The organism is Mycobacterium sp. NGS68 (assembly GCF_059812195.1).
On sequence record NZ_JCALCE010000030.1, the window covers coordinates 1 to 22140 of the forward strand.

General features: G+C 67.6%; 28 protein-coding genes. 13 read left to right on the forward strand and 15 right to left on the reverse strand.

Features of this window, described 5'->3' with window-relative positions:
* Positions 1-64: 64 nt before the first annotated feature.
* The gene (locus AC5Y5V_RS24680) at positions 65-808 is read left to right on the forward strand and encodes a PAS and ANTAR domain-containing protein (RefSeq protein WP_499940579.1); all 744 of its coding nucleotides are present in this window, start codon (positions 65-67) and stop codon (positions 806-808) included.
* On the opposite strand, the gene AC5Y5V_RS24685 is transcribed toward AC5Y5V_RS24680, so the two are convergent.
* Entirely contained in the window at positions 738-1184 is a 447-nt protein-coding gene (locus AC5Y5V_RS24685) for an SRPBCC family protein (protein WP_499940580.1), read from the reverse strand. The genes AC5Y5V_RS24680 and AC5Y5V_RS24685 overlap by 71 nt on opposite strands.
* Before the next feature lie 82 nt (positions 1185-1266).
* The gene (locus AC5Y5V_RS24690; RefSeq protein WP_499940581.1) at positions 1267-1521 is read right to left on the reverse strand and encodes a hypothetical protein; all 255 of its coding nucleotides are present in this window, start codon (positions 1519-1521) and stop codon (positions 1267-1269) included.
* 243 nt (positions 1522-1764) lie between these two features.
* On the opposite strand from AC5Y5V_RS24690, the gene AC5Y5V_RS24695 reads away from it, so the two are divergent.
* The gene (locus AC5Y5V_RS24695) at positions 1765-2421 is read left to right on the forward strand and encodes a PAS and ANTAR domain-containing protein (RefSeq protein WP_499940582.1); all 657 of its coding nucleotides are present in this window, start codon (positions 1765-1767) and stop codon (positions 2419-2421) included.
* 11 nt (positions 2422-2432) lie between these two features.
* Here the strand turns inward: AC5Y5V_RS24695 and AC5Y5V_RS24700 are convergent, their stop codons facing one another.
* Positions 2433-3509, reverse strand: a complete 1077-nt coding sequence (locus AC5Y5V_RS24700) for a helix-turn-helix transcriptional regulator (RefSeq protein ID WP_499940583.1) — start codon at positions 3507-3509, stop codon at positions 2433-2435.
* A 43-nt stretch (positions 3510-3552) separates the two neighbouring features.
* Positions 3553-4716, reverse strand: a complete 1164-nt coding sequence (locus AC5Y5V_RS24705; protein WP_499940584.1) for a glycosyltransferase — start codon at positions 4714-4716, stop codon at positions 3553-3555.
* A gap of 196 nt (positions 4717-4912) precedes the next feature.
* Between AC5Y5V_RS24705 and AC5Y5V_RS24710 the strand changes: the two genes are divergently transcribed.
* Positions 4913-5851 (forward strand): chemotaxis protein CheB, encoded by a 939-nt coding sequence (locus AC5Y5V_RS24710; protein ID WP_499940585.1) that lies wholly within the window; start codon positions 4913-4915, stop codon positions 5849-5851.
* Between the two features lie 17 nt (positions 5852-5868).
* Here the strand turns inward: AC5Y5V_RS24710 and AC5Y5V_RS24715 are convergent, their stop codons facing one another.
* The 3 genes from AC5Y5V_RS24715 to AC5Y5V_RS24725 are packed head-to-tail and all read right to left on the reverse strand — an operon-like array spanning position 5869 to position 9544.
* Positions 5869-7719, reverse strand: a complete 1851-nt coding sequence (locus AC5Y5V_RS24715; RefSeq protein WP_499940586.1) for a CheR family methyltransferase — start codon at positions 7717-7719, stop codon at positions 5869-5871.
* A 54-nt stretch (positions 7720-7773) separates the two neighbouring features.
* Complete coding sequence (locus AC5Y5V_RS24720) at positions 7774-8532, reverse strand: STAS domain-containing protein (protein ID WP_499940587.1); 759 nt, start codon at positions 8530-8532, stop codon at positions 7774-7776.
* Positions 8525-9544, reverse strand: a complete 1020-nt coding sequence (locus AC5Y5V_RS24725; protein WP_499940588.1) for a chemotaxis protein CheB — start codon at positions 9542-9544, stop codon at positions 8525-8527. Before AC5Y5V_RS24725 ends, AC5Y5V_RS24720 begins: the two co-directional genes overlap by 8 nt.
* Before the next feature lie 133 nt (positions 9545-9677).
* Here AC5Y5V_RS24725 and AC5Y5V_RS24730 point away from each other — a divergent pair, with 133 nt between their 5' ends.
* A complete protein-coding gene (locus AC5Y5V_RS24730) occupies positions 9678-9935 on the forward strand; it encodes a DUF7218 family protein (protein ID WP_499940589.1) in 258 nt (85 codons plus the stop codon).
* 8 nt (positions 9936-9943) lie between these two features.
* Here the strand turns inward: AC5Y5V_RS24730 and AC5Y5V_RS24735 are convergent, their stop codons facing one another.
* On the reverse strand, positions 9944-10513 hold the full coding sequence (locus tag AC5Y5V_RS24735; protein ID WP_499940590.1) for a nucleotidyltransferase: 570 nt from the start codon (positions 10511-10513) through the stop codon (positions 9944-9946).
* A gap of 76 nt (positions 10514-10589) precedes the next feature.
* On the opposite strand from AC5Y5V_RS24735, the gene AC5Y5V_RS24740 reads away from it, so the two are divergent.
* Genes AC5Y5V_RS24740 through AC5Y5V_RS24760 form a run of 5 tightly spaced genes read left to right on the forward strand, consistent with a single transcriptional unit; the run spans position 10590 to position 14408 of the window.
* Entirely contained in the window at positions 10590-11294 is a 705-nt protein-coding gene (locus AC5Y5V_RS24740) for a glycosyltransferase family 2 protein (protein WP_499940591.1), read from the forward strand.
* Positions 11291-12235 carry an acyl-CoA dehydrogenase family protein gene (locus tag AC5Y5V_RS24745; RefSeq protein WP_499940592.1) on the forward strand — a complete coding sequence of 315 codons (945 nt, stop codon included), beginning with the start codon at positions 11291-11293 and terminating at the stop codon, positions 12233-12235. The genes AC5Y5V_RS24740 and AC5Y5V_RS24745 overlap by 4 nt, the downstream gene beginning before the upstream one ends.
* A 6-nt stretch (positions 12236-12241) precedes the next feature.
* Complete coding sequence (locus AC5Y5V_RS24750) at positions 12242-13015, forward strand: PIG-L deacetylase family protein (protein WP_499940593.1); 774 nt, start codon at positions 12242-12244, stop codon at positions 13013-13015.
* Positions 13012-13641 carry an SAM-dependent methyltransferase gene (locus AC5Y5V_RS24755; protein ID WP_499940594.1) on the forward strand — a complete coding sequence of 210 codons (630 nt, stop codon included), beginning with the start codon at positions 13012-13014 and terminating at the stop codon, positions 13639-13641. The genes AC5Y5V_RS24750 and AC5Y5V_RS24755 overlap by 4 nt, the downstream gene beginning before the upstream one ends.
* A gap of 2 nt (positions 13642-13643) precedes the next feature.
* Positions 13644-14408, forward strand: coding sequence for an endonuclease/exonuclease/phosphatase family protein (locus AC5Y5V_RS24760; protein WP_499940595.1), 765 nt, complete (start codon positions 13644-13646; stop codon positions 14406-14408).
* Positions 14409-14413: 5 nt separating this feature from the next.
* On the opposite strand, the gene AC5Y5V_RS24765 is transcribed toward AC5Y5V_RS24760, so the two are convergent.
* Positions 14414-14584, reverse strand: a complete 171-nt coding sequence (locus AC5Y5V_RS24765; RefSeq protein WP_499940596.1) for a hypothetical protein — start codon at positions 14582-14584, stop codon at positions 14414-14416.
* Between the two features lie 16 nt (positions 14585-14600).
* Entirely contained in the window at positions 14601-15323 is a 723-nt protein-coding gene (locus AC5Y5V_RS24770; RefSeq protein WP_499940646.1) for an HAD family hydrolase, read from the reverse strand.
* A 246-nt stretch (positions 15324-15569) separates the two neighbouring features.
* On the opposite strand from AC5Y5V_RS24770, the gene usfY reads away from it, so the two are divergent.
* Positions 15570-15881, forward strand: a complete 312-nt coding sequence (gene usfY, locus AC5Y5V_RS24775; protein WP_499940597.1) for a protein UsfY — start codon at positions 15570-15572, stop codon at positions 15879-15881.
* 5 nt (positions 15882-15886) lie between these two features.
* Here the strand turns inward: usfY and AC5Y5V_RS24780 are convergent, their stop codons facing one another.
* Together AC5Y5V_RS24780 and mbp1 are read right to left on the reverse strand one after the other, a co-directional pair.
* Positions 15887-16171 (reverse strand): DUF3349 domain-containing protein, encoded by a 285-nt coding sequence (locus AC5Y5V_RS24780; protein WP_499940598.1) that lies wholly within the window; start codon positions 16169-16171, stop codon positions 15887-15889.
* 17 nt (positions 16172-16188) lie between these two features.
* Entirely contained in the window at positions 16189-16425 is a 237-nt protein-coding gene (gene mbp1, locus AC5Y5V_RS24785) for a microaggregate-binding protein 1 (RefSeq protein WP_499940599.1), read from the reverse strand.
* A 232-nt stretch (positions 16426-16657) separates the two neighbouring features.
* Between mbp1 and AC5Y5V_RS24790 the strand changes: the two genes are divergently transcribed.
* The gene (locus AC5Y5V_RS24790; protein ID WP_499940647.1) at positions 16658-17461 is read left to right on the forward strand and encodes an SDR family oxidoreductase; all 804 of its coding nucleotides are present in this window, start codon (positions 16658-16660) and stop codon (positions 17459-17461) included.
* A 114-nt stretch (positions 17462-17575) separates the two neighbouring features.
* Here the strand turns inward: AC5Y5V_RS24790 and AC5Y5V_RS24795 are convergent, their stop codons facing one another.
* Entirely contained in the window at positions 17576-18226 is a 651-nt protein-coding gene (locus tag AC5Y5V_RS24795) for a UdgX family uracil-DNA binding protein (protein WP_499940600.1), read from the reverse strand.
* A gap of 191 nt (positions 18227-18417) precedes the next feature.
* Between AC5Y5V_RS24795 and AC5Y5V_RS24800 the strand changes: the two genes are divergently transcribed.
* Together AC5Y5V_RS24800 and AC5Y5V_RS24805 are read left to right on the forward strand one after the other, a co-directional pair.
* Positions 18418-18825 carry a hypothetical protein gene (locus AC5Y5V_RS24800; RefSeq protein WP_499940601.1) on the forward strand — a complete coding sequence of 136 codons (408 nt, stop codon included), beginning with the start codon at positions 18418-18420 and terminating at the stop codon, positions 18823-18825.
* A gap of 34 nt (positions 18826-18859) precedes the next feature.
* Positions 18860-20320: an aminotransferase class I/II-fold pyridoxal phosphate-dependent enzyme gene (locus AC5Y5V_RS24805; RefSeq protein ID WP_499940602.1), complete on the forward strand. Its 1461-nt coding sequence runs from the start codon at positions 18860-18862 to the stop codon at positions 20318-20320.
* On the opposite strand, the gene AC5Y5V_RS24810 is transcribed toward AC5Y5V_RS24805, so the two are convergent.
* The gene (locus tag AC5Y5V_RS24810; protein ID WP_499940603.1) at positions 20229-21137 is read right to left on the reverse strand and encodes a glycosyltransferase family 2 protein; all 909 of its coding nucleotides are present in this window, start codon (positions 21135-21137) and stop codon (positions 20229-20231) included. The two genes, AC5Y5V_RS24805 and AC5Y5V_RS24810, sit on opposite strands and share 92 nt — an antisense overlap.
* The gene (locus AC5Y5V_RS24815; RefSeq protein WP_499940604.1) at positions 21134-22132 is read right to left on the reverse strand and encodes a glycosyltransferase; all 999 of its coding nucleotides are present in this window, start codon (positions 22130-22132) and stop codon (positions 21134-21136) included. Before AC5Y5V_RS24815 ends, AC5Y5V_RS24810 begins: the two co-directional genes overlap by 4 nt.
* Positions 22133-22140 lie beyond the last annotated feature (8 nt).

Here is a 22140-nt window from a genome sequence, read left to right on the forward strand (position 1 = left end):
ACCCAGTCACGACACGACAACGAACCAGCCTGTGCGGTAGCCAACCCGAGGAGGCGTGGTCCCCATGACTTGGGATCTCAACGGCCAGTCGGCCGAAGTCGAGCAGGCCTTGGCCGCCGGTGCGCCGCAGCGGGTCGGCAGGTTTCGGTTCTACTTCGCCGACCAGCGGTGGGAGTGGTCCGAGCAGGTGCAGCGGATGCACGGCTACGAGCCCGGCAGCGTAACCCCGACCACCGAGCTGGTACTCGCCCACAAGCATCCGGATGACCGCGGTCAAGTCGCGGCGACGATCGAAGAAATCCTCCACTCCCACAACGCGTTCAGCACTCGGCATCGCATCGTCGACGTTCGCGGAGGTGTACGCCACGTCATCGTCGTGGGTGACCGCCTCTACGACGACAGTGGAGCGGTCGTCGGAACGCACGGTTTCTACATCGACGTCTCCCCACTGCCCAGACAAGCGCAGGAGGACCTCGTCACGGCACGCCTCACGGAGATCACCGAAAGCCGGGCAGGCATCGAGCAAGTCAAGGGCATGTTGATGCTGGTCTACGGCATCGAGGAAGACGCTGCGTTCAATTTACTGAGGTCGTTGTCCCAGCAAGCCAACATCAAGTTGCGACCGCTGGCCGAACAGATCGCCCGGGACTTCCGCGCGGCCGGCCCCGGCGCTGTTTCGCCAACCGGGTTCGATCAGCTCCTGCTGACCGCTCACGCGCGCGCCCGTCGTGCCGCAGCTAGCGTTCCAGCGCTTGAGCACAGGCATTCAGTATCGCCTGGAAGCTCGAGCGGAGCAGCCGATGGCTGACCGCCTCCAGCAGCCTGCCGCCCGCCAGCGCCGGATGGGTGTAGTTGGTCAGCCAGTCGACGTGCGTGCCGCCGCCGGACGCCGTGAACGTCAGCGTTCCGCCGTCGTGGTTGAACGGCGGGAACGAGCGCACGATCAGGTACGAGTAGCTGTGCGGGCGATCGAAGGCGGTGATGTCCTCGCGGAACCACGTGCCGACCCCGATCACCTCGCGCACCGATCCGGCGCCCGAACCCACGGAGTCCGGCGCCCGCCCGGAGGCCCACGCGGACCGCAGCACCAGCGGGGCGGCGGCCAGATTAGCCGGGTCGGCCAGCCAGTCGAAGACGTCTTCGACGGGCGCGGCGATGGTGCGCTCCAGGTGAATCTCGACCATCGGATCTCCTGTCCGGCGTGGCGGCGTTGTCAAAGCACATGTTAGACAGCGCGGACAGGCTGCGCCGCAAGAGTTCTCATGTTCACTGCCGGCCCTCGTAGGGCGGCACGGTCCTGCCGGTGTCCTGCGGGGGCAGTTCCCCGGTGCCGCCGTACGTGTCGGACGCGGTGGGGTCGCTCATCGGCGGATTGGCATCCTCGTCCACCGTGCCGACGGGGCGGTCCCCGCCGCCCGGCTCGGGAGTGTCCTCGCCGGTGTCACGCGCACCGCTGCCCAGTTCCGGATCGTCGAAGTGGTCCAGCCGCGTCTCTGGGGATTCGGGATTCTGACTGGTCATGGTCGCACCTCCTTGGAGCGCCTCGCCGTAGTGGAACGAGGCTGCGGCACGGGTACCCGCAACTCGCCCGCGAAAACGAGGGCACCCGATGACTGTTTTTGCTGAAAGCATTGCCAGGCCGTCAATTTGGGCCGCCAACGCAGTTGCATCCGCCGGCTTCGCACCGGGGGTTTCGATAGCCGAAATGCGAAGCCCTTTTCCCGCCTAAGTACCTGCCGGCGAACGCAGGAATACGTTGTCACCGTGCGTGACGTGCCGCCGGTCCCACCGGACAACTGGTCACGGGTGGGGGCCTTTCGCTACCTCGCCCGCGATGACCGCTGGGAGTGGTCCGACGACGTCGCGGGGATGCACGGCTACGGACCGGACGATGTCACTCCCACGACCGAATTGGTGCTTTCGCACCTGCATCCCGACGACAAGGCGGCGGTTGCCGCGCTGATGAAGCAGGTGTGCCGGAACGGCGGCCCCTTCAGCAGCCGGCATCGGATCATCGATAAGCACGGCGTCGAGCATTTGCTGATCGTGGTGGGCGATCGCTGGTCCGATGGCGACGTGCCGGCCGGCGTCTCCGGGTTCTGTCTGGATATCACCGAACAGTTCAACGCCGACGTGCAGGACCGGCTGACCGACGCGGTGGTGGCGATCGGTGCGCGGCAGGCCGTGATCAACCAGGCCATCGGCATGCTGATGCTGCGCTACGGGCTCAGCGCCGACGCCGCGTTCGGGCTGCTGTCGAAGCTCTCACAGGAAGCGAACCTCAAGCTGCGGATGATCGCGGAGCGCGTGGTCACCGACAGCGAGGCCCGTGAGGCCGTCCTGGACTACATGGACCAGTCACGCCCCCCCGAATCCGTGCAGCGGGTAAGGAAGCATTACGCGCGTTCGCGGGCCAGATAGCGGCCGACGGGTCACTGGTTGAGCGTGGTGTGCGGGCTGTGCCCGTATGTCTGCCGGTACAGCGCCGCGAATCGACCGGTGTGCAGGAAGCCCCAGCGCTGGGCTACCTCGGTGACGGATATCGCGGACCGGTGGCCGGCCAACAGGTCGTGATGGGCGCGGTGCAACCGGACACGGCGCAGGTACTCGGTCGGGGTGGTGTCGAGTTGTTGCCGAAAGAGGTACTGCACCGCCCGGGACGTCAGGTGCACCGCGGCCGCGATGTCGTTGATGCCGACGTCGTCGGCGGCATGGCGATGGATGAACGCCACCGCGTCCTTGAGGGCGTCCGACACGGTCGGGTCATTGAGCAGGTCGTGCTCCGCCGTCAGAGTCGACGGGAAGCACTCCAGCAACGTGGTGGCCAGCAAGGGGCCCGCCGCCGCGGCGATCAGTGGTTGGTGGTGGGTGTCCGGCGAGGCAAAGGTGGCGATCACGTAGTCCAGCGCCCGGTGCCAGGCCCGCACCGCGCCGTCGGAGCGTGGGCGGCGGTCCAGAAAACGGAACTGCTGTGGCAGCAGCTCGTGCCGATCCGCGGCGACGCGGTGCACCAAATCCGTCGCGATGCACACCACATGAAACCGCGCCGCGTCCATCTGAAGCCCGCAGGGCATGCCGTCGGCGACCAGTAGCGGGCAATCCGCGGCCGGACGCTGGTCGCCGTTCACGACCAGCGATCCCGCACGCGGTTGGATCACGACGACCGAACCGGCGGCCCTGATCTCGCATTCCATTCGCCCTTGAATCAGCACCTCGTCGAGCGTCATCGTGCCGGTTTCGCAGCGTTGATGAGTGATCGCGGTGCGCCGCTCGAGCCCCTTGACCAACCAGGCGGGGGTGTAGGCGGCGGCGAAGAACCGTCGTGCGGCGTCCGCGTCGCTGGTCCGGAATTTTTCGTACCCCAGCGCGACGGCGCCGAGCCGCCCGCCAAGAGATGAGCCGCTCGGACCCGCGGCACGCGTCGCGGACCGAGCGCCGGACCCTCCAAAGGACGTGCCGGAAGGGCTTGCGGTGCTGCTCGTCCCGCTCGAGGTCGGCCTCGATGGCATTTGACAAGCCTATAGCGACGACCCCTCGCCGCGGGGCACCGCGTTACTGTGCGCGCGCCAGTTGTGGTTCGGCGGGTGAGGTGTACGGGGAGGCGAGCTGGCGGTAGATGGCCAACGATTCGAGCGCCAGGCGGTCCCAGGTGAAGCGCGACAAAGCGCGATTTCGGCCCGCCGACCCCATGCTCTGACACTGAAACGTCTGCGCGGCCAGGCTTCTCAGTGCGGCGACCAGTTCGCCGGGCTTGTTCGGCGACAGCACCAAGCCCGTCACGGTGTGTACGACGACGTCGCTGAGCACACCGACAGGCAGCGCGATGACGGCCACTCCGCTGGCCATGGCCTGCAACACCGCCGTCGCCCGCGGTGGCTCGCGCGGGGTGCACGCGACCACATCGGCGGAACGCAGTAGTTTCGGCAACTGCTCACCGACGACGGGGCCGGTGACACGGACCCGGTCGGCCACCCCCAACTGCTCGGCGAGCTGTGTGAGACCGGCGCGCGCCTCGTCGTGGGCGGAAGTGGTGGGATCGGTTTCCGCGATGACGACCTCAATGCCCGGCACCCGCGGCAGCGTCCTGACGACGATGTCAAATCCGTTGCTTGCCAACGGGTTTGGCGCAACACAGACGGCACGGTGCAGATCGGCGCGGGCGAGCGCCGGTCCCACCGGAGTGAATCGCTCGGCATCGACGCCGCCGGCCAGGACCGATACCTGCGCCCGGGTGTGGCGCAACTTGGCCAGGGCGTCGACGTCGGCGTTGCTCTCACCGGTCAGCCAGGTCGCGTTGCGCGCCAGCAGCGGTTCCACGCGGCGGCGTTCGGTGTCAGCGGAATGCGATGTGCCGGCCAGGCCATGGAAGGTCTGGACAGTGGGTACGCGTCGGCGTCGCGCGGCCAGTTGCGCGGCCAGACCGCCCAGCCAACCGTGCGCGTGCACGATGTCGGGCCGGTTCGACGACCACGCGCGCTCCAAGGCGGCCGCCCAATCACCCACATACGGCAATAATTCGCGGTCTGCCGCGACCTCGTCGGGCCCGACGCGCGACGAAACGATGCGATACTCCTGCTTGACGCCTTTTCGAGGACGGCGCCGACCCCCTTGGCGGACGTAGAGCGTGACGTCTTGCCCCTGCGCCGCAAGTGCGGCCGCGAGCTGGGCAGAGTCCGCGCCGACTACGTCGTCACCACTGACGATCGCGATCTTCACCAGAACTCCTCTTATTGACCCTTCGCGCAACATTGCGACAACGCGCCTAATCGCGAGGGCTCTGGTCCGGATACCCAGGTGGGTGCCGGCCAAACACCGCGCTCCCGGTCATTCGCCTGCCGTCCCTGATCGCTTCGCATCGAGGACACCGCCCTCGGGGCTGCGGTGGGACCGGCGGCGGGTGGAAACTGATGGAATGGCGACCGACCAGCCTGGTCAGGCGGTACAGCTGGTGGCCCTGCTGGCATCAGCCGGCGGGTTGGACAGCTTGTCGGTCGTCCTTGGCGATTTGCCCGTGGACTTTCCCACCCCCATCGTCGTGCAGCAGCACCTGGGGGGCCACTCCAGCGTGCTGCCCAGCATCCTGTCCGGACGCACGTCACACCTGGTCGAATGGGCGCGCGACGGCCAGCTCCTGACGCGCGGCCGGGTGTTCGTCTGTCCACCGGGAATGCGCATGGAGCTGCGGCCCAACGGCTCGTGCGCCCTGCACAAGGCAGACAAGCCCGGGGAGCATCGCTTCGACGTGCTACTGGCCTCGCTGGCCAATTCGTACGGTGCCCGGGGGGTCGCCGTGGTGCTGTCGGGCTCCGGGCGCGACGGCGCCGAGGGCACCGCGGCGATGAAACGAGCAGGCGGTGTCGTCATCGCGGAGAGCCCAAAGACGGCGGAATACCCGTCCATGCCCATGGCCGCCGCCGAGGCCGGCGCCGACCTGGTCTTGGCGGTCACTGAGATCGGTGGTGTATTAACCAACATCGTTGCAGGTGCGGACGACACTCGTTGGGCGACAACACTGTTGAACCCAGAGATAGAGCGGCGGGCTCGGGAGACCGGCCGCAGTACGACCGAAGCAGGAGGGGTACCGATGGAGACCGGTGACGCGAGCCGCGCACACCTAGACCGTCCAACCCAAACACGACCAAAGCCCGTCGTCGACAGCCCGGCGGCCCGCGCCGAAGCCGCCCGCTTGCGGGTGGCCGAGCTGCGGCGCAGACGCGAGGATCTGGCCGCCGGGCGCGGCGCCACGGCGCACACCGTGGCCCTCGCTCGGCACCGAGCGGAAGAGTCGCTGCGGCGTGCGCGCCGAGCCCAGCAGGCCGCCGAACGCGCGGCCGGACGTTCGCCGGCCTGAGCGGCAAGCGGCCCGCCTCAGGACTGCTCCACGACCTCCATCAGCAGCAACGCGCCACCCACGCTTCCGCTCGTGGACCGAAACGGCGTGCACGTGACCCGCACCCGGGCCGGCCGTCCGCGCCGGTTGATGGCGTCCACCACCGTTTCACCGTAGCCGTCCGGGTCCACGAACGAATTGCCGATCAACGGCCGCACGGACTCCAGCGGCAGTCCGATGTCCAGCGAGGTGAAGCTCTTCCCCGTCGTCTCGTCCGACCGCAGCCCCCACAGCTCTTCACTGCGGCGGTTCCACACCGCCACCCGCATCTCACGATCCACCACCACCATTCCCAGCCGTACCGAGTTGACCAGCGAATCCAGGAAGGTTCGCGCCTCGTCGAGCTCGAGGCTGCGCTCGCGGAGGGTGTCGTTGATGGTGTGCAATTCGTCGTTGGTGGACTGCAGCTCCTCGTTCATTGTCTCGAGCTCTTCGTTGGTGGACTGCAGCTCCTCGTTGGTCGTCTCGAGTTCCTCGACCGTGGACTGCAATTCCTCGTTGGTGGTCTCGAGTTCCTCGTTGGTGGACTGCAATTCCTCGTAGGCCGCCTCGAGCTGCCGGTTGGTATGGACGACCTTGTCGAGCAGCGCGCGCGTCGCGGTGACGTCGAAGAACACGATCGACACCCCGAGCAGGCCGTTGTCGGCGTCGATGAGGGGGTTGATGTGGATCTCGAACCACACCGTGTCGGTGCCGGGGCGCTGCCACTTGACGTCCTGGATCCGCGCCGACCGCCGGTCCACCTTGGCCTGCTCCAGATAGGCGCGCAGTTCGACCGGACGATAGGACACCTCGAGGTCTCGCAGCAGCCGGCCGATGTCGCGCGCGGAAAGGCCGAAGGTGGTCTCCGCCTGCTGGTTGATCATCGCGACGGTGTCGTCGCCGGTGACGACGATCTGCGCCACCGGACTGGCCCGGAACGCCAACTCGCGCAACGTCGTCAGGCCGGGCAAATCACCGTGGCGGTCGTAGAACGCCGCGGCCGGATCGTAGCGGTCTACGCCGCTGTGGGACCCGACACTCTTGCGGAAGATCCGGTTCTTCAGGTTCAGCGGAGTGAACCGGTCACTGTGACTCAACAGCATCTCCGCATGCCCGAGGAACAGGGTGCCTTGAGGCGCCAACGCGAAATGCAAGCGGCCCAGCACGTTTCGTTGTGTCTCGGCGTTGAGGTACATCAGCGTATTGCGGCACACCAGCAAGTCGACGCGCGAGATGGGGGCGTCCTTGACCAGGTCGTTGCGACCGAAGATGACCGCGCGCCGCAGGTCTTTGCGAAAGACGTAGCGACCGTTGACCTGCTCGAAGTAGCGCGCCAGCAGATCGCGCGGCACCGACTCCACCGCCCGGGCGTCATACGACGCGATACGTGCCTCGGTGAGGGCCTCCTCGTCGACATCGGTGGCATAGATCTTCACCCGCTGCCGGAACGCGTCGACGCCCAAAGCCTCGGCCAGCAGCATGGCCAGCGTGTAGGCCTCCTGGCCGGACGCGCATCCCGCGCTCCAAACCCGGATCGGGTCGCCGGGAGACCGCTCGGCGAGCAGCCGGGGGATGACCTCGTCGCTGATGAATTCCCAGGCTTCGGGATCGCGGAAGAACGCGGTCACGTTGATCAGGATGGTATTGAACAGCGACGCGAATTCGTCCGAACTGGCCTGCAAGACGTCGAGGTAGTCCTCGAAGCTGGTGTATCCGGCCTGGTCCATTCGGTGGCGGACGCGCCGCATCAGGGAGGTGCGCTTGTAGCCGGTGAAGTCGAAGCCGCGGGAGTCGCGCATGTAGCGCAGCAAAGCCTCAAAGGACTCGTCGGTGGTCGCGTCGTCCATGGGAGTCCTCTTTGAGTACGCGTCGTTTCGAAGGACCTGACACTACTCGCGACGTTACAGTCGGTTCTCGCGACCGATGAGCGCCCACACCGTCTTGCCCGACGGCGTCGGGGTGCTACCCCACGCGCGGGACAGCGCGGCGACGATGGCCAGACCCGACACGATCTCGGCCCCGCGACTGGCGTCTTCGTGCACACCAGCCTGCAGCGGGCTGCCATCCTCCACTGCTACGGTCACCGTTTCCCGGTAGCTCTCGACGATCAGCACCGGCGCGCTCGCGGTGTGCGCGAGGACGTTCTCGATGAAGATCGTCGCGACCGTCCCGGTGGCCGAAACCAGATCCTCCTGCGCCCAAGCGATCAACCAGTCGGAGACCGCACTGCGCGACATGTCGATGGCTACCCTGCTGGCGGGGAGTTCTATGCGCGCCCGGCGCCGAACGTCCGTCGTGCGCTCGGCAATGGAGGCGACCGCCGCCTCGTGGGACGCGTGCACCGGGACATACCGCGTGACGCCGCTGTGCCACATCGCCCGTCGCCGCTCGGCGTGCGTAGACACCAGCAGGACGGGCACGTCCGGCCAGATGTTCACGTGCCAGCGGGCGCTGGTGAACACCGACCACGCAGACTCGGACAGGACAGACAGCTCGTCGACGTCGACGATCACCGCGCGGGGTTGGTCCAGTGCCGCCTTAATCACCGCGTCACGAAGCCCGCGGTACGTCGCGCCATCCAATGTTCCCGCAACTCGCAACAGGCACACCTCGCCCGCGCGGTTCGCGTCGACCCGGATGGTGGGTTTCAACTCAGTCACCACCATCACCTGCCTGGGGGCCGCTCGCGGCGAGCCGCCGGCTGAGCACTGACAAAGCGCGCTCGGCTTCCTCGGCGAGCGAGACATAGCGTTCGAAAAGCATTCCACGACCGACGGTTTGCGCCATTTGCCGAGCCAATTTCGCCTTCTCCTGCAAGCTGCGCACCGCTATCCACAGCGCGTTCTCCACCTCGTCGTCGCGGGCCGCCAACAGCGCGTCGCGGGTCCAGGCATGGCCCACACGACAACGGAAGCTGCCGACGCCCAGCTCGACGAGAGACCCGTTGCAGTCCGGACAGGTGTACCCGGACGGCGGGCCCAGGTCCTGGGTGTCGAAATCGGTGGCGAACCGCGACGACAGCGCGATGCGATTCTCCATCTCCATCGCGGGGTCCCGTTCCATCTTCAGCTCCTGGGCTTCTCGCTGCGATAGCTTTTCCAGCACGCCGCCCACGTCGGCGGCCGCCACCTGGGTGTCGACTACGCCTGCGTCCTGCGCGTTGGTGGGCATGGCCGGGAACAGCGCGTCGTCAGGTAGTTGGCCGATCGTCATGCCGCCGCGCGCGCGGATCGCCGCCAGGCCAAGTACGCCGTCGTCGAGCACTCCGGACAGCAGCACCCCGACCGCGCGGGATCCGAAAGACAGTGCTGCCGAACGGAATAGCGCGTTGATCGCTGGCCGATGACCGTTCTCCGTCGGGCCCTGCGACAGCACCACGTGGTGGTCGGCGACCAGCAGGTGACGGTCCGGACGTCCCACGTAGAGATGACCCGGTTCCAGCGGCGCGCCCTCGTCGGCGGTGACGGCGGGCAGCGGACCGGCCCGGTCGATGATTCGCGCCAAAATGCTCGGCGCGCGCGCCGGCATGTGCAGGACGACAAGAAAGGCGTAGGGCAGGTCGGGCTTCAGCCCGGCGGCAAGGCTCGTCAGCGCTTCAACGCCTCCTGCCGAAGCGCCTATCGCCACCACACCGCGCATCGCGCCGGATCCATTGCTCGCGGGAATCACCACGTTCTCGGTTACCCGCTCAAAGCGTAGGCAACCGGGCCCGTCCTGGATAGGTGCGTGAGCATGCGCGTTTGAGCGCCGTCGGACGGGGCATTCTGCAGGGGCTCGTGTCCCATCATGCTCAGGAGGGTGAAACGTGCCGAACCCGTCGATCAAAAACGAGAAGATGTACCAGGACCTGCGCAAGGAGGGCAACTCCAAGGAAAAGTCGGCCCGCATATCCAACGCCGCCGCAGCACGGGGCAAGTCCTCGGTCGGCCGCAAGGGCGGCCGCGCGGGCTCCTACACCGACTGGACGGTTCCGGAGCTGAAGAAGCGCGCCAAAGAGCTTGGCTTGTCCGGGTATTCGTCACTGACCAAGGACAAGCTGATCACCAAGCTGCGCAACCACTGACCCCGCCGTCAGCCGGTGAGTCCCAGCCGGTCCGCCAGCACCAGGAACGCGACGGCGTAGTCGTTGTCGGCGGTTTGGGCCCGGACCGCATCCCAATCCAGCTGTTCACGCGTGGCCCGCACGGCCGGCAGCAGCTTGGCAAAATCACAGTAATGCTCGTTCAGCGCCCGAAGTTTCTGGACCATAACCATTCCGGGCGGCAGCACCGGCATGCCGATGGCCAGCACGTCGCGTTGCTCAGCACCGTCCAGGGTGGCGTGGTCCACGGGGACTCCATTGACGCGGTGCAACACGTCGACGACCCGGTCACCGATGCAGGCCTTGAAAAGCCAATCCTCGGGTGGGTGCTCGATGCGGAATCCGGCGTCGCGCAGGGCGACTTCGGCGCTCGCCACGTCGGACTCGGCGACCACCAGGTCGACGTCATGACTGGGTTCGGGTGCGCCGTAAGCCCATAACGCGTAGCTGCCGGCCAACGCGAAACGCGGGCCGTGCTCCTTGAGCGCCGACGCGGCGGCGCGCAGCGCTTCGCGCAACGGTGCGCACACCGAAGCTGTGGGCGTCTCGATCGGAACCATCGCCGACAGGCATACCCACCGTCGCGTTCGGCAACCCGGCCCGTTTAGGCCCCGGGGGAACGGGCAATCCCCAGCTATGTCAGCGCCCGCCCTCCGCACCTATAACCAGGTCGCCGTCGTGATTCCCGCCCGCAACGAACGAGCCAGCCTACCGGCCTGTTTGCGCGCGGCGCTGACCGCCGCTCTGTGCGTGCCCATTCCGGTCACCATCGTGGTGGTCCTCGACTCCAGCACCGACGGCAGCAGCGAGTTGGCGGGTGAGTACGGGCCGGACGTGCACTTCGTCAGCGTCGACGTCGGCAACGTCGGCGCCGCGCGGGCGGTCGGTTTCGGCTACGCCCGCTCGCTGTACGAGCCGGGCGCCGAATGCTGGTACGCCACCAGCGACGCCGACAGCAAGGTGGACCCGGGTTGGCTCGTGCACCAGCTGGAAGTCGGCGCGGACATGGTGCTGGGCGTCGTACGGGTTACGGACTGGCGCCACCACTCCGCCGACGTCGCCGAGCGGTACGAGCGGGCCTATGACGCCGAGCAGGAGCACATCCACGGGGCCAACATGGGTTTCAGCGCGCGCGCGTACTGGCGTGTCGGCGGCTTTCGCACGCTGGCTTCCGGCGAGGATGTCGACCTGGTGACCCGCTTCGAGGCCGCCGGCTACAGCATTCACCGGGACACCGAATTGTCGGTCATCACGTCGGCGCGCGCCCACGCCCGCGCGCCGCGCGGATTCGCCCATCACCTCGCACAATTGGGCCGAGCAGCGACAGGAGATAGCACGTGACCGCGGGCCTGGTAAGGCATTGGCTGGAATCGGGACGACTTGAGTTGCCGCTGCCCGCGTCTGGGCGCACCAGCGAACGCTGGCAACGCCTGGCACTGCTGGCCGAGGAAGACATCGTGGCGGCCCGGATCGCTGAGGCGCATACCGACGCCGTCGCGATCCTGCACGAATTGGGCGGCAAGCCACCGGAATCGAATCAACTGTGGGGCGTGTGGGCGGCCGAATCCCCCGACGCGGTCCTGACTGCCAGCAGCACCGGAGGCGGCGGTCATACGCTCAGCGGTACCAAGGTCTGGTGCTCGGGAGCCGGATTCTGCACGCATGCGCTGGTTACCGCCCGCACCGACAGCGGCCAGCGCGGGCTGTTCGCCGTGACGATCACCGACCCCGGCGTCAAACCGCTGCCGAGCACCTGGTGGAACGCCGGGATGGCGGGTAGCGACACCCGGCCCGTCCAGTTCAGCAACGTTCATGCCGTCGCCGTCGGCGATCCGGGCGATTACCTGAGCCGGCCCGGATTCTGGCACGGCGCTGTGGGCGTGGCGGCCTGCTGGCTCGGCGGCGCGCGCCGGGTGGCCAGCCCGTTATATCGCTGCGCCAGCAGCGAATCCGCAGACGCATACTCGCTCGCACACCTGGGTGCCGTGGACGCCGCGCTGGCCGCCGGCGAGGCGATGCTGGGCTCGGTGGCCGCGCAGATCGATGCCGACCCGTTCGACCGGGCCGGCATCGCCCAACTGCTGGCGCGGCGGGCACGCACGGTCGTCGAGCACGCGGTCGACGAAGCCATCACCCGTACCGGCCGCGCCCTGGGGCCGGGTCCGCTGTGCCAGGACGGCCGGCATGCCCAACGCGTCGCCGACCTGACCATCTACGTGCGCCAAAGCCACGCCGAGCGAGACCTCGCCGAACTCGGTCGGCTGGCGGGCAGGCCGTGCTGAGTACCCTTGAGCCTCGTGTCCACCGGCAACAGTGCCCGCCTCGCGGCCACGCCGCTGTCCCACCCGGGAACACCCCCGCCGGCGTGGCTGGCCGCCTTTGCCGAGGCGCCCCTGCCGGTGCTTGACCTGACCGGATGCCCGGGCCTGGTCGTCGTCGCGCCCCACCCCGACGACGAGACCCTCGGCCTGGGCGCGATGGCGGCGCAGCTGGCCGCGTCGGGCGTCGACGTCCGGGTGGTCTCCGTCAGCGACGGCGGCGCCGCCCACCCCGGCGCGTCACCGTCGGAACGCAATCAGCTGGAGTCCACCAGGTGCGCCGAACTCCGCCGGGCAACAAGCATTTTGGGGGTCGGTTCGGTCGTGTCACTCGGATTGCCCGACGGCGACGTGGCCGCCCACGAAGGCGAGCTCACCGATGCCCTGGCCGAGATCCTCGCCACTGCCGCACCCGGTACCTGGTGTGCGGCGACTTGGCGCGGCGACGGACATCCCGACCACGAGGCCGTCGGCCGTGCCGCCGCCGCGGCATGCGTGCGCACCGACGCGGCGCTGGTCGAATTTCCCGTCTGGATGTGGCACTGGGCCATCCCGTCCGACCCCGCTGTGCCGTGGGACCGGGCGTACGCCGTCTCCGTATCTGCGTCGGCGCTCGAGCGTAAACACCGTGCCGTGCAATGCTTTCAAAGCCAATTTGAACACGGCGCCGACGGCTCGGAACCGGTGCTGCCGGCGTTCGTGCTGGAGCGGCTGCTCGCGGTCGGAGAGCTGGTGTTCCGGTGACCGCGCGCCTGCCCGACGCCTACTTCGACCGCATGTACGCCGGCAGCGACGATCCCTGGCAGCTCTCGACGCGGTGGTACGAGCAGCGCAAGTACGACATCACGCTGGCAATGCTGCCGAATCGCCGGTACCGCCACGCGTTCGAGCCAGGCTGTTCGATCGGGACGCTGACGGCGCGGCTGGCGCCGCGCTGCGATCACGTGACCGCGGTCGACGTGGTCGACGCGGCGTTGCAGACCGCGGACGCGAGGCTGCGGGAGGCCGGCTGTCGTGACCGGGTAACGCTGGCGCCGTCGTCGTTGGACCAGGCGTGGCCGGCGGGACCCTTCGACTTGCTGGTGCTCAGCGAGGTCGCCTACTACCTGCACGCCGACGCGCTGGCCGCGGTGTTGCGCCGCGAATGCCCCCGGCTGCACCCGGGCGCGACAATCGTTGCGGCACACTGGCGGCACGCGGTGGCGGACTACCCGCTCACCGGCGATGCCGCCCATGCGATCCTCGCGGATACGCCGGGCCTAACCGCGCTGGGCTGCTACCGGGACCGTGACGTCGTCATCGAGGTGTTCGACACCGGTGACGGCCGGTCGGTTGCTGCCCGCGAAGAGGTGCCCGGGGCGAAGGGGTAGCCGTGCGGGTAGCGACCTTCAACATCCTGCACGGCCGCACCGTCGGCGACGGCGTCGATCCCGCGCTGCTGCGGGACTGCGTGTGCCGCCTGGACCCGGACGTGCTTGCCTTGCAGGAAGTGGACTTCGAGCAACCGCGTTCGGAGCGGGCCGACCTCACCGCGGCCGCGGCCGAGGCCATGGGTGCCGTGGAACACCGGTTCGTGGCGGCGATCTCGGGAACGCCCGGCGCCACCTGGATGGCCGCCACCGGCGACGAACAACCCGGGACCGCCGCCTACGGGATCGCCCTGCTGTCCCGATTTCCGGTGGCCAGTTGGCAAGTAGTGCGCCTGCCCCGGATTCCGTTGCGGTTTCCCATGTATCTGCCCGGGCCGAACCGGGTGATGATGGTCGACGAGGAGCCGCGGGCGGCGGTCATCGCGCAGATGCAAACTCCGCTGGGCACACTCACGGTCGCCAATACCCACCTGTCGTTCGTCCCGGGCTGGAACCGGCGCCAGCTGCGACGGCTCGTCCACGACCTGCGGGGCTTTCCCGGTCCACGGCTACTGATCGGCGATCTCAACCTCACCCCCGTCGCGGCGCGCCGCTGGACAGGCATGCGACCGCTGGCCGTGGCCGCGACATTTCCCGCCGAGGAGCCGCACCGTCAGCTCGACCACATCCTGACCGACGACCGTCACCTGCATGGCCGCGCCGCGCAGGCTGAGCTGATGCCCATTTCCGATCACCGCCCGCTGGTGGTCGAACTCGACCGCGGATGAGACGGTCAGCTGTCGCGGCTGCGTGCTTCGGCGCCGGTTTCCCCGCTGCCGAAGTCGTCGTCGGAGGACTTGCGTCCCACGTACCCGCCGTCCTCGTCCCGGTCTGCGCGCGACTGCGCGACATGGTCGTCGGACTCGACGTCGGATTCTGACTTTCCGGAGCGACGATCGCCCATCGTGATACCTCGCGATTCAGTCTTCGGGCGCCAGCTCCGCGATCCGGGTGAAGTCCAGATTCTCAAGCAAGTCCCGCGGGTCGGCGAAAATCGGTGACGCACCGGCAGTTTGCAACTCGGCGCCGGATATGCCACCGCTCAACAAGCCGATGCACGGCAGCCCCGCTCCCGCCGCCGCGCGCGCATCCCACACGGAGTCACCGACGAATACGGCCCGGTCGGCGGTCACGCCGGCACGATCGAGGGCCACCTGCACGATCCCCGGATCGGGTTTTGCGGTGTCGACGTCGTGCGAGGACGTCGTGATCGAGACGACGTCCTCGCAGTCGAGCACCTTGCGCAGGATCTCCAATTCGTCTTCGGGCGCCGAACTGGCCAGCACCACTTGCAATCCGAGATCGGCGACGCCGCGCAGGAGCGCGCAGGCCCCGGGCAGCGGCTCCAATTTCGATGCCAGGTCACGGTAATACGCGCTGTGGGCCTCGCTGAGCCGGTCTTGAACGTCGCGCGGCGCGTTACCGGAAAGCGTGCGCACCAGTTTCGCGCCATCCATGCCGATGCTGCGGTGCAGGCGCCAGCTTGCGACCGATATGCCTTCGTCATCGAAGGCGCGTTGCCACGCATGGATGTGCAGGTAGTTGGAATCCACCAGCGTGCCGTCCACGTCGAACAGGACGGCAGGGGCGCCGTCGGGGGCCCGTCGGGGCCGTTCCAGGGTGTCAGCGATCGGGTGATTCATCGGATTCTCGTTTCTGTGAGCGCGTCTTCGGTCGATACATACCCACATTGGGCTGGTCAACACCCGTTCGCGAGGCTGTGATGGACCCACCGGCGTGGCGTGCGCCGCGTTTGGTTCCCACAGTCAGCGGGTAGAACGTTGCCCATGCCGGTTCGTTCGCCAAAACCGGTTTGGTCAGACCTCGCCCGATGGTGGCCGAAGCCGAACAAAGCCGGCAAATAACCTGTCTCACGAGGGAGTAATACCTTGAGCCACCCCGAGCACGACCCAGTAGATCATGAACGTACTACCCGCCAACACGCCGGTGAGTCGTTGAAGGACGGCTCTAATGCGCCCGGTCTGGTGGGAGTGGCGGCAGGTGTCGTGGCGCTGATCGTGGGCCTGTTTGCGCTGGCGACCGGCCACCTCGGTGTCGGAGCCGGGGCGGTCGTGGTGGCCGCAGTGCTGGCCACGGCCGGAGTGGCGTGGCTGGTGATGGCCCACCGTCGCGTTCGCAACGCCGAATTACAGTGGGCGGCCGTGCATTCCGACGATCCCGCCCCACCCCCGAGCAGTTGAACGTTTTAGCGGCCGCCGACGAGCCGCCGCTGCACACGCCGGATGTCATCCGGTAGCGGCAACTCGTCGGTCAGCCGCGTGATCTGCGCCCCGATGTCGACGAAGCTGATCGGCGGGCGCCGGCCGTGCCCAACGACACGGCGCGCAATCACTGTGATCTCGTCGTCGGCCAGCCGTCGCGGCAGCAACGCCAACAACGGGATGTACCCGGTGGCGGGCGTGCCCACCGGGTACCCGGCCCGCAGAAAGGCTACGAACCTCGACGCGCGTCTGCGTACGGCTGATTTCACGATCCGGAGTCCGGAATCTACTGATTCTTTTTCTGGCGCGCCTCTGCGGCGTCGGCACCGGCGCGCGCCGATTCGGCTTCCGCCTCTTTCTTGCCCGCGTCGCGCTGGGCGTCCGCCTTGTCTTGTTGCGCCTGGCCTTCGCGGACCAGGTCGTCGCGGCCGGTCACGGTTCCGCCGACCTCCTTGGCCTTGCCCTTGACGCCCTCGACGACGCCCTCGACGGCCTCTTTGGGTCCGCTCTTTTCGTCTCCCACGAGATCTACCCTCACTTTCGGTAACTTTGGGTTTGCACTCAGCCGATATCGGCTTCCCGCGCGCGAGGCGGCCAAACAATTTCGTCATACTTCGGCGATACTGCCTGGTGGCGGGTCGCAACGAGCGCCGCCCGGCCCCTGCGGTGGACCGCCGTTTGGACGCCCTTTTCGCGGGTATGCGCACCATCCGGCAGCTTTTCGGGAAGCGCGTCGAAAGCGGGGTTACGACACGATCACTATCGCTGTAGTCGGGGCTAACGGCACCGCCGGGAACCGCGTCGTAGCCAGGCTGAAGGGCCGGGACGTCGCCGTCGTCGAGGTGGCCCGGGCCTATGGCGTCGACCTGATCACCGGGTACGGCCTGCTGGAGGCGCTGCAAGGAGTTGATGTCGTCATCGATGTCTCCAACCCGATGCCGCCGGACGGCCGTGGCGACATCACCGAGATGACGCAGATCCTCACCACGGCGTCCCGAAATCTGGTCGGGGCCTGTGCCGCGCAAAGCGTCCAGCGCTTGGTTCTCATGACGATCGCCGGCGTCGACGATTCGGCATTCGACGAATTTCCCTACTACGCCGCCAAACGCGCCGCCAAGGAAATAGTGCTGTCCAGTCCGGTGCCGACCACCGTCGTGTCGTCGACCCAGTGGCACGAATTCGCTACCAACCCGGCAGCAGTGACGACAACGGAGCACGAGGTGCTGGTCGAAGACTGGCTCATTCAGCCCGTCGCCGCCGACACGGTGGCCGACGTTCTAGTCGAGGCGGCGCTGGGGCAGACGCACGCGCCGTTGACCATCACCGGCCCGGAACAGATCCGGTTGCCGGAGCTGACCGCGAAGATGCTTGCCCAGCAAGGGGATGACCGCCGGGTGCACGCCGTCGAACCGGCTCTCCCCGCGCTGGCCGACGGCAGCCTGCGGGCGCCGAGCCACGCGATAGTCCTCGGCCCCGACGTCGACACGTGGCTGCTCGGCCTGCGTTCGGCCCGGGAAGTCGATGAGCCGGATCAACGGGACAGCACCGAAATCACTTGAGGTCGCCGCACGCACGTGAAGGCAGATCATGTCCAAGCAATCAAGGTGGGCCTCAAGGCCAAGGCGCAGGAGTTCTTGCCGCACAAGCGTTTCTAACGATGCACGGGACCGCGGCTATCGGCGGCAGTCCCGCGCCGCGCGGAGATCGTAGACGAATGCCTGATAGGCCTCGTCGTGTCGGTCGCTGCGATCGCGCAGCACTGCCGACGGGTGGACGGTGGCCACGACCACGGGTGTCGTCCCCAGATCCACCGGAGCGGGCAGCGGCAACGCCTTCCCGCGCTGCGCCGAAACCCGAAATGACGGCCCCAGCAACGATTGCGCGGCGGTCGCGCCCAGGCAAACGATTACCGCCGGCTGTACCGCCTCGATTTCGGCGATCAGCCACGGCTGACACGCGACGACCTCCGTGCGGCCGGGCTTCTGGTGTATCCGCCGCTTTCCGCCCTTGCGGGTGAACTTGAAGTGCTTGACGGCGTTGGTCTGATACGTCGACGCGGCGTCGATGCCGGCGTCTTCGAGCGCCTTGGCGAGCAGCCGGCCCGCGGGGCCGACGAATGGCAAACCGGCGCGGTCCTCCTGGTCGCCGGGCTGTTCACCGATCAGCATGATGTGCGCGTCGGCGGGCCCGTGACCAAAGACGGTTTGCGTCGCCTCGCGAAACAGCTTGCAGCCCTGGCAATCACGGGCGGCAGCCGCCAGCGACCGCAGCGAGCGGTCCTCGGGCAGATAGCGTTCAGCGTCAACGTGCTTCGTCGCGGTCACAATCGCGCTCCCGACCTCCTCTGGTCGTGGGTCGAGGCGCGCGGGGCTGTTGCGCGCCTACGTTCGCGGCTACCCGTGGCGGGACGCACCAAACTTACCCGTGACCAGGACGCATAACCGGGTGTAGCGGGGCCCGCACGCGGGTATTTCAACTCGAATAGCGGGCATCGCACAGGGACGGTGAGCGAACAATGAGCGTGACACAGGCGCGCAGCAGCGAGACGACGGTCGACGTCGACGCAGATGTCGACTTGCTCACCGCACAGATCAGGGCTCTCAAGGAGCTCGGTGCCGTCGGGCAGGTAAGCGAGAGCCAGCGCTATGACTTCGGCATCAGGTGGGGCACCATCGCGGTGGGGCGCCTGCGCCGAATGGTGCATTACAGTGCGCTCGGCAAGCTCAGCGACCTCGACGAAGGCAGATTCCACGCGCTGTGCGACGAGTTGCGTTCGGTATCGCCCCTGATCGACCGTTTCCGCCTCGTCCGGCCGGTCCTCCCCGACCCCCGCCCCGCCGCGGGCAAGCGGTGCCGGGAGCCGCGCCGGGCCAATTGGTGGCAGGCGTATTCGCACCACTGGGAAAGCCCTTCCCACGTCTAGATTGGCGCCCTGAGGCCCGGGTACCCGGTTCCTCATGGATCAGTCCCAAGCCCCCCTGCTCGACGCGCTGGTCGACTACCACCGAAGCAACCGTTACGGCTTCAGTCCCCCGGGCCATCGCCAGGGCACCGGCGCCGACGTCCGCGTCCTGGCCGTGATGGGCAAGGATCCGTTTCGTAACGACGTGCTTGCGACCGGCGGACTCGACGACCGATTAGCGCGGGGAGAGTTTCTGCAGCGCGCCGAGAAACTGATGGCCGATGCCGTGGGCGCCGAAACGGCATTCTTCTCCACGTGTGGGAGCTCGTTGTCGGTCAAGGCCGCGATGATGGCGGTGGCGGGCGGCAACGACGGGGGGTTGCTGGTAGCCCGCGACAGCCACAAGTCGATCGTGGCCGGTCTGATCTTCTCCGGCGTGCGGCCCAGGTGGATCACCCCTCGGTGGGATGCCGAGCACCACTTTTCGCATCCGCCGTCGCCGGAGCAGGTCGACGCCGCCTGGCAACAATATCCCGACGCCGCCGGGGCTCTTGTCGTCAGTCCGAGTCCCTACGGCACCTGTGCCGACATCAAAGGCATCGCGGAGGTCTGCCACGACCGCAAGAAGCCGTTGATCGTGGACGAGGCCTGGGGCGCGCATCTGCCGTTTCACGAGGATCTGCCGACCTGGGCGATGGACGCCGGCGCGGACATCTGCGTCGTCAGCGTGCACAAGATGGGGGCAGGATTCGAGCAGGGGTCCGTATTTCACCTGCAGGGCGAGCTGGTGGACCCGGTCCGGCTCTCGGCTTGCGCAGATCTGCTGATGACCACCAGCCCGAACGTCATGGTCTATGCGGCCCTTGATGGTTGGCGCCGCCAGATGGTCGAGTGCGGCCACGGGCTGCTGCAGGCCGAACTCGATCTCGCCGGCGAGTTGCGGTCCCGCCTCGCGCAGATCCCGGATCTGCGTGTGCTCGAAAAAGAGCTCCTGGGCAAGGAGGCTTCCCGCGACCTCGACACGACACAGATCCTGATGGATATCTCGGCGACGGGCACATCGGGTTACCAGGCGGTGGACTGGCTCCGCGAGAACTGCCAACTGGACCTGGGGCTGAGCGATCATCGTCGGATGCTGGCGACGATGTCGTTCGCCGACGACACACACACCGCCGATCGGCTGGTGGACGCGTTGACTCGATGGCGCACTGCCGCAGAGGATTTCGACAAGCCGCGGCCGATAGAGCTGGTCTCCCCAGAAGAGTTGCAACTGGAGACGGTCCAACTGCCCCGTGACGCATTCTTCGGACCAACCGAGATGGTTCCGGCTGACAAGGCCGCCGGCCGCGTGTCCGCCGAGCAAATCACGCCCTACCCGCCCGGCATCCCGGCTGTCGTACCCGGAGAGCGCCTGAACGACGCCGTCATCGATTATCTTCGGTCGGGTGTCGAGGCGGGCATGGGACTGCCCGACCCGGCCGATCAGAGCGCGCGGCATTTCCGCGTGGTTGCGTAAGACGGTATGGATGTCCCTCGGCGTCACGCGCGATAAGGCCGCTGGCCTCGAAACCCGCCAGCCATCCCCCCATAGGCCACCAGCCCCAGCGCTCATAAAAGATCGACGCGTTCCGCAGGATGTCGTCGAGGTGCTCGATCGGCGGGTCGGCCGTCGGATGGTATTGGTGAAACGCGTGCGCGCCACCAACCCAGCGCATCGAAACACCTTGTGCGGCAGCGCATTGTGCGAAGTCGGTGTCCTCCCCGCCGTAGCCGCGGTATCGCTCGCAGAAGCCGCCGATCCTGTTCCAGGTTGGGGCGTTGACCGCGAAGGACAGCGACCAGAACAATGTGTAGTCCTTGGTCGTCACGACCTCGTCGTCGGCCGGTGACGGGCGGGCGGGATGCGGACGACGTTGCGCCTCAAGGTTCGTCAGCGCGTAGCCACGCGGCCCCGGCGGCGCCAAGTAGGTGACCGGTCCGCACAGCAGAGCGTCGACATGTTCAGGCTGAGCCGCAGTTTGCCGGTAGCGGCGGACCAGCTCCGCGCTCGGAATGCAGTCGACGTCAAGGAATATCAGGAGTTCGGCGCACCGCTCCAACGCGGTGGCCGCACCTCGATTGCGGGCCTGAGCGATCGGCAGGGGCCCCGAAGCCCGTAACTCCACGACCCGTACCGGTGCGTGGACTTCCGCGACGATCCCGGCGACGTGCGGGTCGTCGAGCGCAACGACAATGTGCATATCGGCCTGGTTGGTGCCGGCGGCCAATCCTTCGAGTTGCCGACGGAAATGGGCGCTTCTGCCTCGCACCGTTGTGATCACCGCCGTCTTCACCCGGATCTCCCGCAGCGTCGGGCGGTCGATTCGATCGCTGCCGCCGCGCGGGCCGCCGCTCCCGGCACCTGCCAGCGCTCCCATTTCTCCGGCGCGCCGGCCGTCGCCTGGGTGAGCAACCCGGGCCAGGCGCGAAGGTCGGGCCATCGCTCGGCTACCGTGGCCAGCCGGTATCGGCGCAAGACCCGTGCGGTGGTCCGCTGCTCGTCGAAGGGACGGGGCTGCGGGATCACGATGGCCGGCCGCTTCGCAAGCGCCACGTCCGCGATGCAGCTTTGGCCCGCATGGGTGACGACTACGTCTGCAGCGCAGATCAGCGGCCACGGGTCAGCGGCCCAACAGCCATCGGTCCCGCCCAGCGCTGTCCATGTCGTCCCCGGACAGGCACGCTCGCAGTCACGCACAGCGGTTCCGAAGGTCTCGCTGGCCCCACCCAGGACCAGCACCCGCACGAGGTCGCCGCTCGGCGACGCAGAACATGTTCGTCCGTCGAAACGGCTGATACCACCGACGTAGCTTGTCTTTTCCTGGTAGGGCCGCAACCACGCCGGCACACACAACTGCTGCGGCCACGCCGCCAGAATGTGATCGGCCAGACGATGCGCGAACACATGAGGAGCGTCGAAGCGCTTACCCGGCAGCGCCACCGCGATGACAGGCACGCCGAGCAGTCGAACGAAAGCCGCGACCTCCACCGATACGTCCGTGACGAAGGCCTCGGGCTGCGCCTCGCTCACCCAGCGCGCAATCGCGTCCATGCGAGCGCGAAAACCGTCGTCGTGCTGGGGTGCCCAATGCAGCGCCCCGTGCGCGGTGGGTTCCCGCACATCTTCGGACTGGTCGTCGCGCGGCAGTTCCACGATCGTGTCGAACGGGTGCGGCTCCGGGATGTGCAGGGAGCTCAATGCCGTGACAGGCCGACGGAGTTCGGCGCACACACTCATCGCCCGCGCCAGATGCCCGAAGCCGTGATGGTGAATGTAGTAGCCAATCATGGCTGAAC

Coding starts and splice junctions, on each gene's coding strand:
- AC5Y5V_RS24680 (WP_499940579.1), top strand. CDS start 65: ATGACTTGGGATCTCAACGGCCAGTCGGCCGAAGTCGAGCAGGCCTTG.
- AC5Y5V_RS24685 (WP_499940580.1), bottom strand. CDS start 1,184: ATGGTCGAGATTCACCTGGAGCGCACCATCGCCGCGCCCGTCGAAGAC.
- AC5Y5V_RS24690 (WP_499940581.1), bottom strand. CDS start 1,521: ATGACCAGTCAGAATCCCGAATCCCCAGAGACGCGGCTGGACCACTTC.
- AC5Y5V_RS24700 (WP_499940583.1), bottom strand. CDS start 3,509: ATGCCATCGAGGCCGACCTCGAGCGGGACGAGCAGCACCGCAAGCCCT.
- AC5Y5V_RS24710 (WP_499940585.1), top strand. CDS start 4,913: ATGGCGACCGACCAGCCTGGTCAGGCGGTACAGCTGGTGGCCCTGCTG.
- AC5Y5V_RS24715 (WP_499940586.1), bottom strand. CDS start 7,719: ATGGACGACGCGACCACCGACGAGTCCTTTGAGGCTTTGCTGCGCTAC.
- AC5Y5V_RS24735 (WP_499940590.1), bottom strand. CDS start 10,513: ATGGTTCCGATCGAGACGCCCACAGCTTCGGTGTGCGCACCGTTGCGC.
- AC5Y5V_RS24740 (WP_499940591.1), top strand. CDS start 10,590: ATGTCAGCGCCCGCCCTCCGCACCTATAACCAGGTCGCCGTCGTGATT.
- AC5Y5V_RS24765 (WP_499940596.1), bottom strand. CDS start 14,584: ATGGGCGATCGTCGCTCCGGAAAGTCAGAATCCGACGTCGAGTCCGAC.
- AC5Y5V_RS24770 (WP_499940646.1), bottom strand. CDS start 15,323: ATGAATCACCCGATCGCTGACACCCTGGAACGGCCCCGACGGGCCCCC.
- AC5Y5V_RS24800 (WP_499940601.1), top strand. CDS start 18,418: ATGAGCGTGACACAGGCGCGCAGCAGCGAGACGACGGTCGACGTCGAC.
- AC5Y5V_RS24805 (WP_499940602.1), top strand. CDS start 18,860: ATGGATCAGTCCCAAGCCCCCCTGCTCGACGCGCTGGTCGACTACCAC.
- AC5Y5V_RS24815 (WP_499940604.1), bottom strand. CDS start 22,132: ATGATTGGCTACTACATTCACCATCACGGCTTCGGGCATCTGGCGCGG.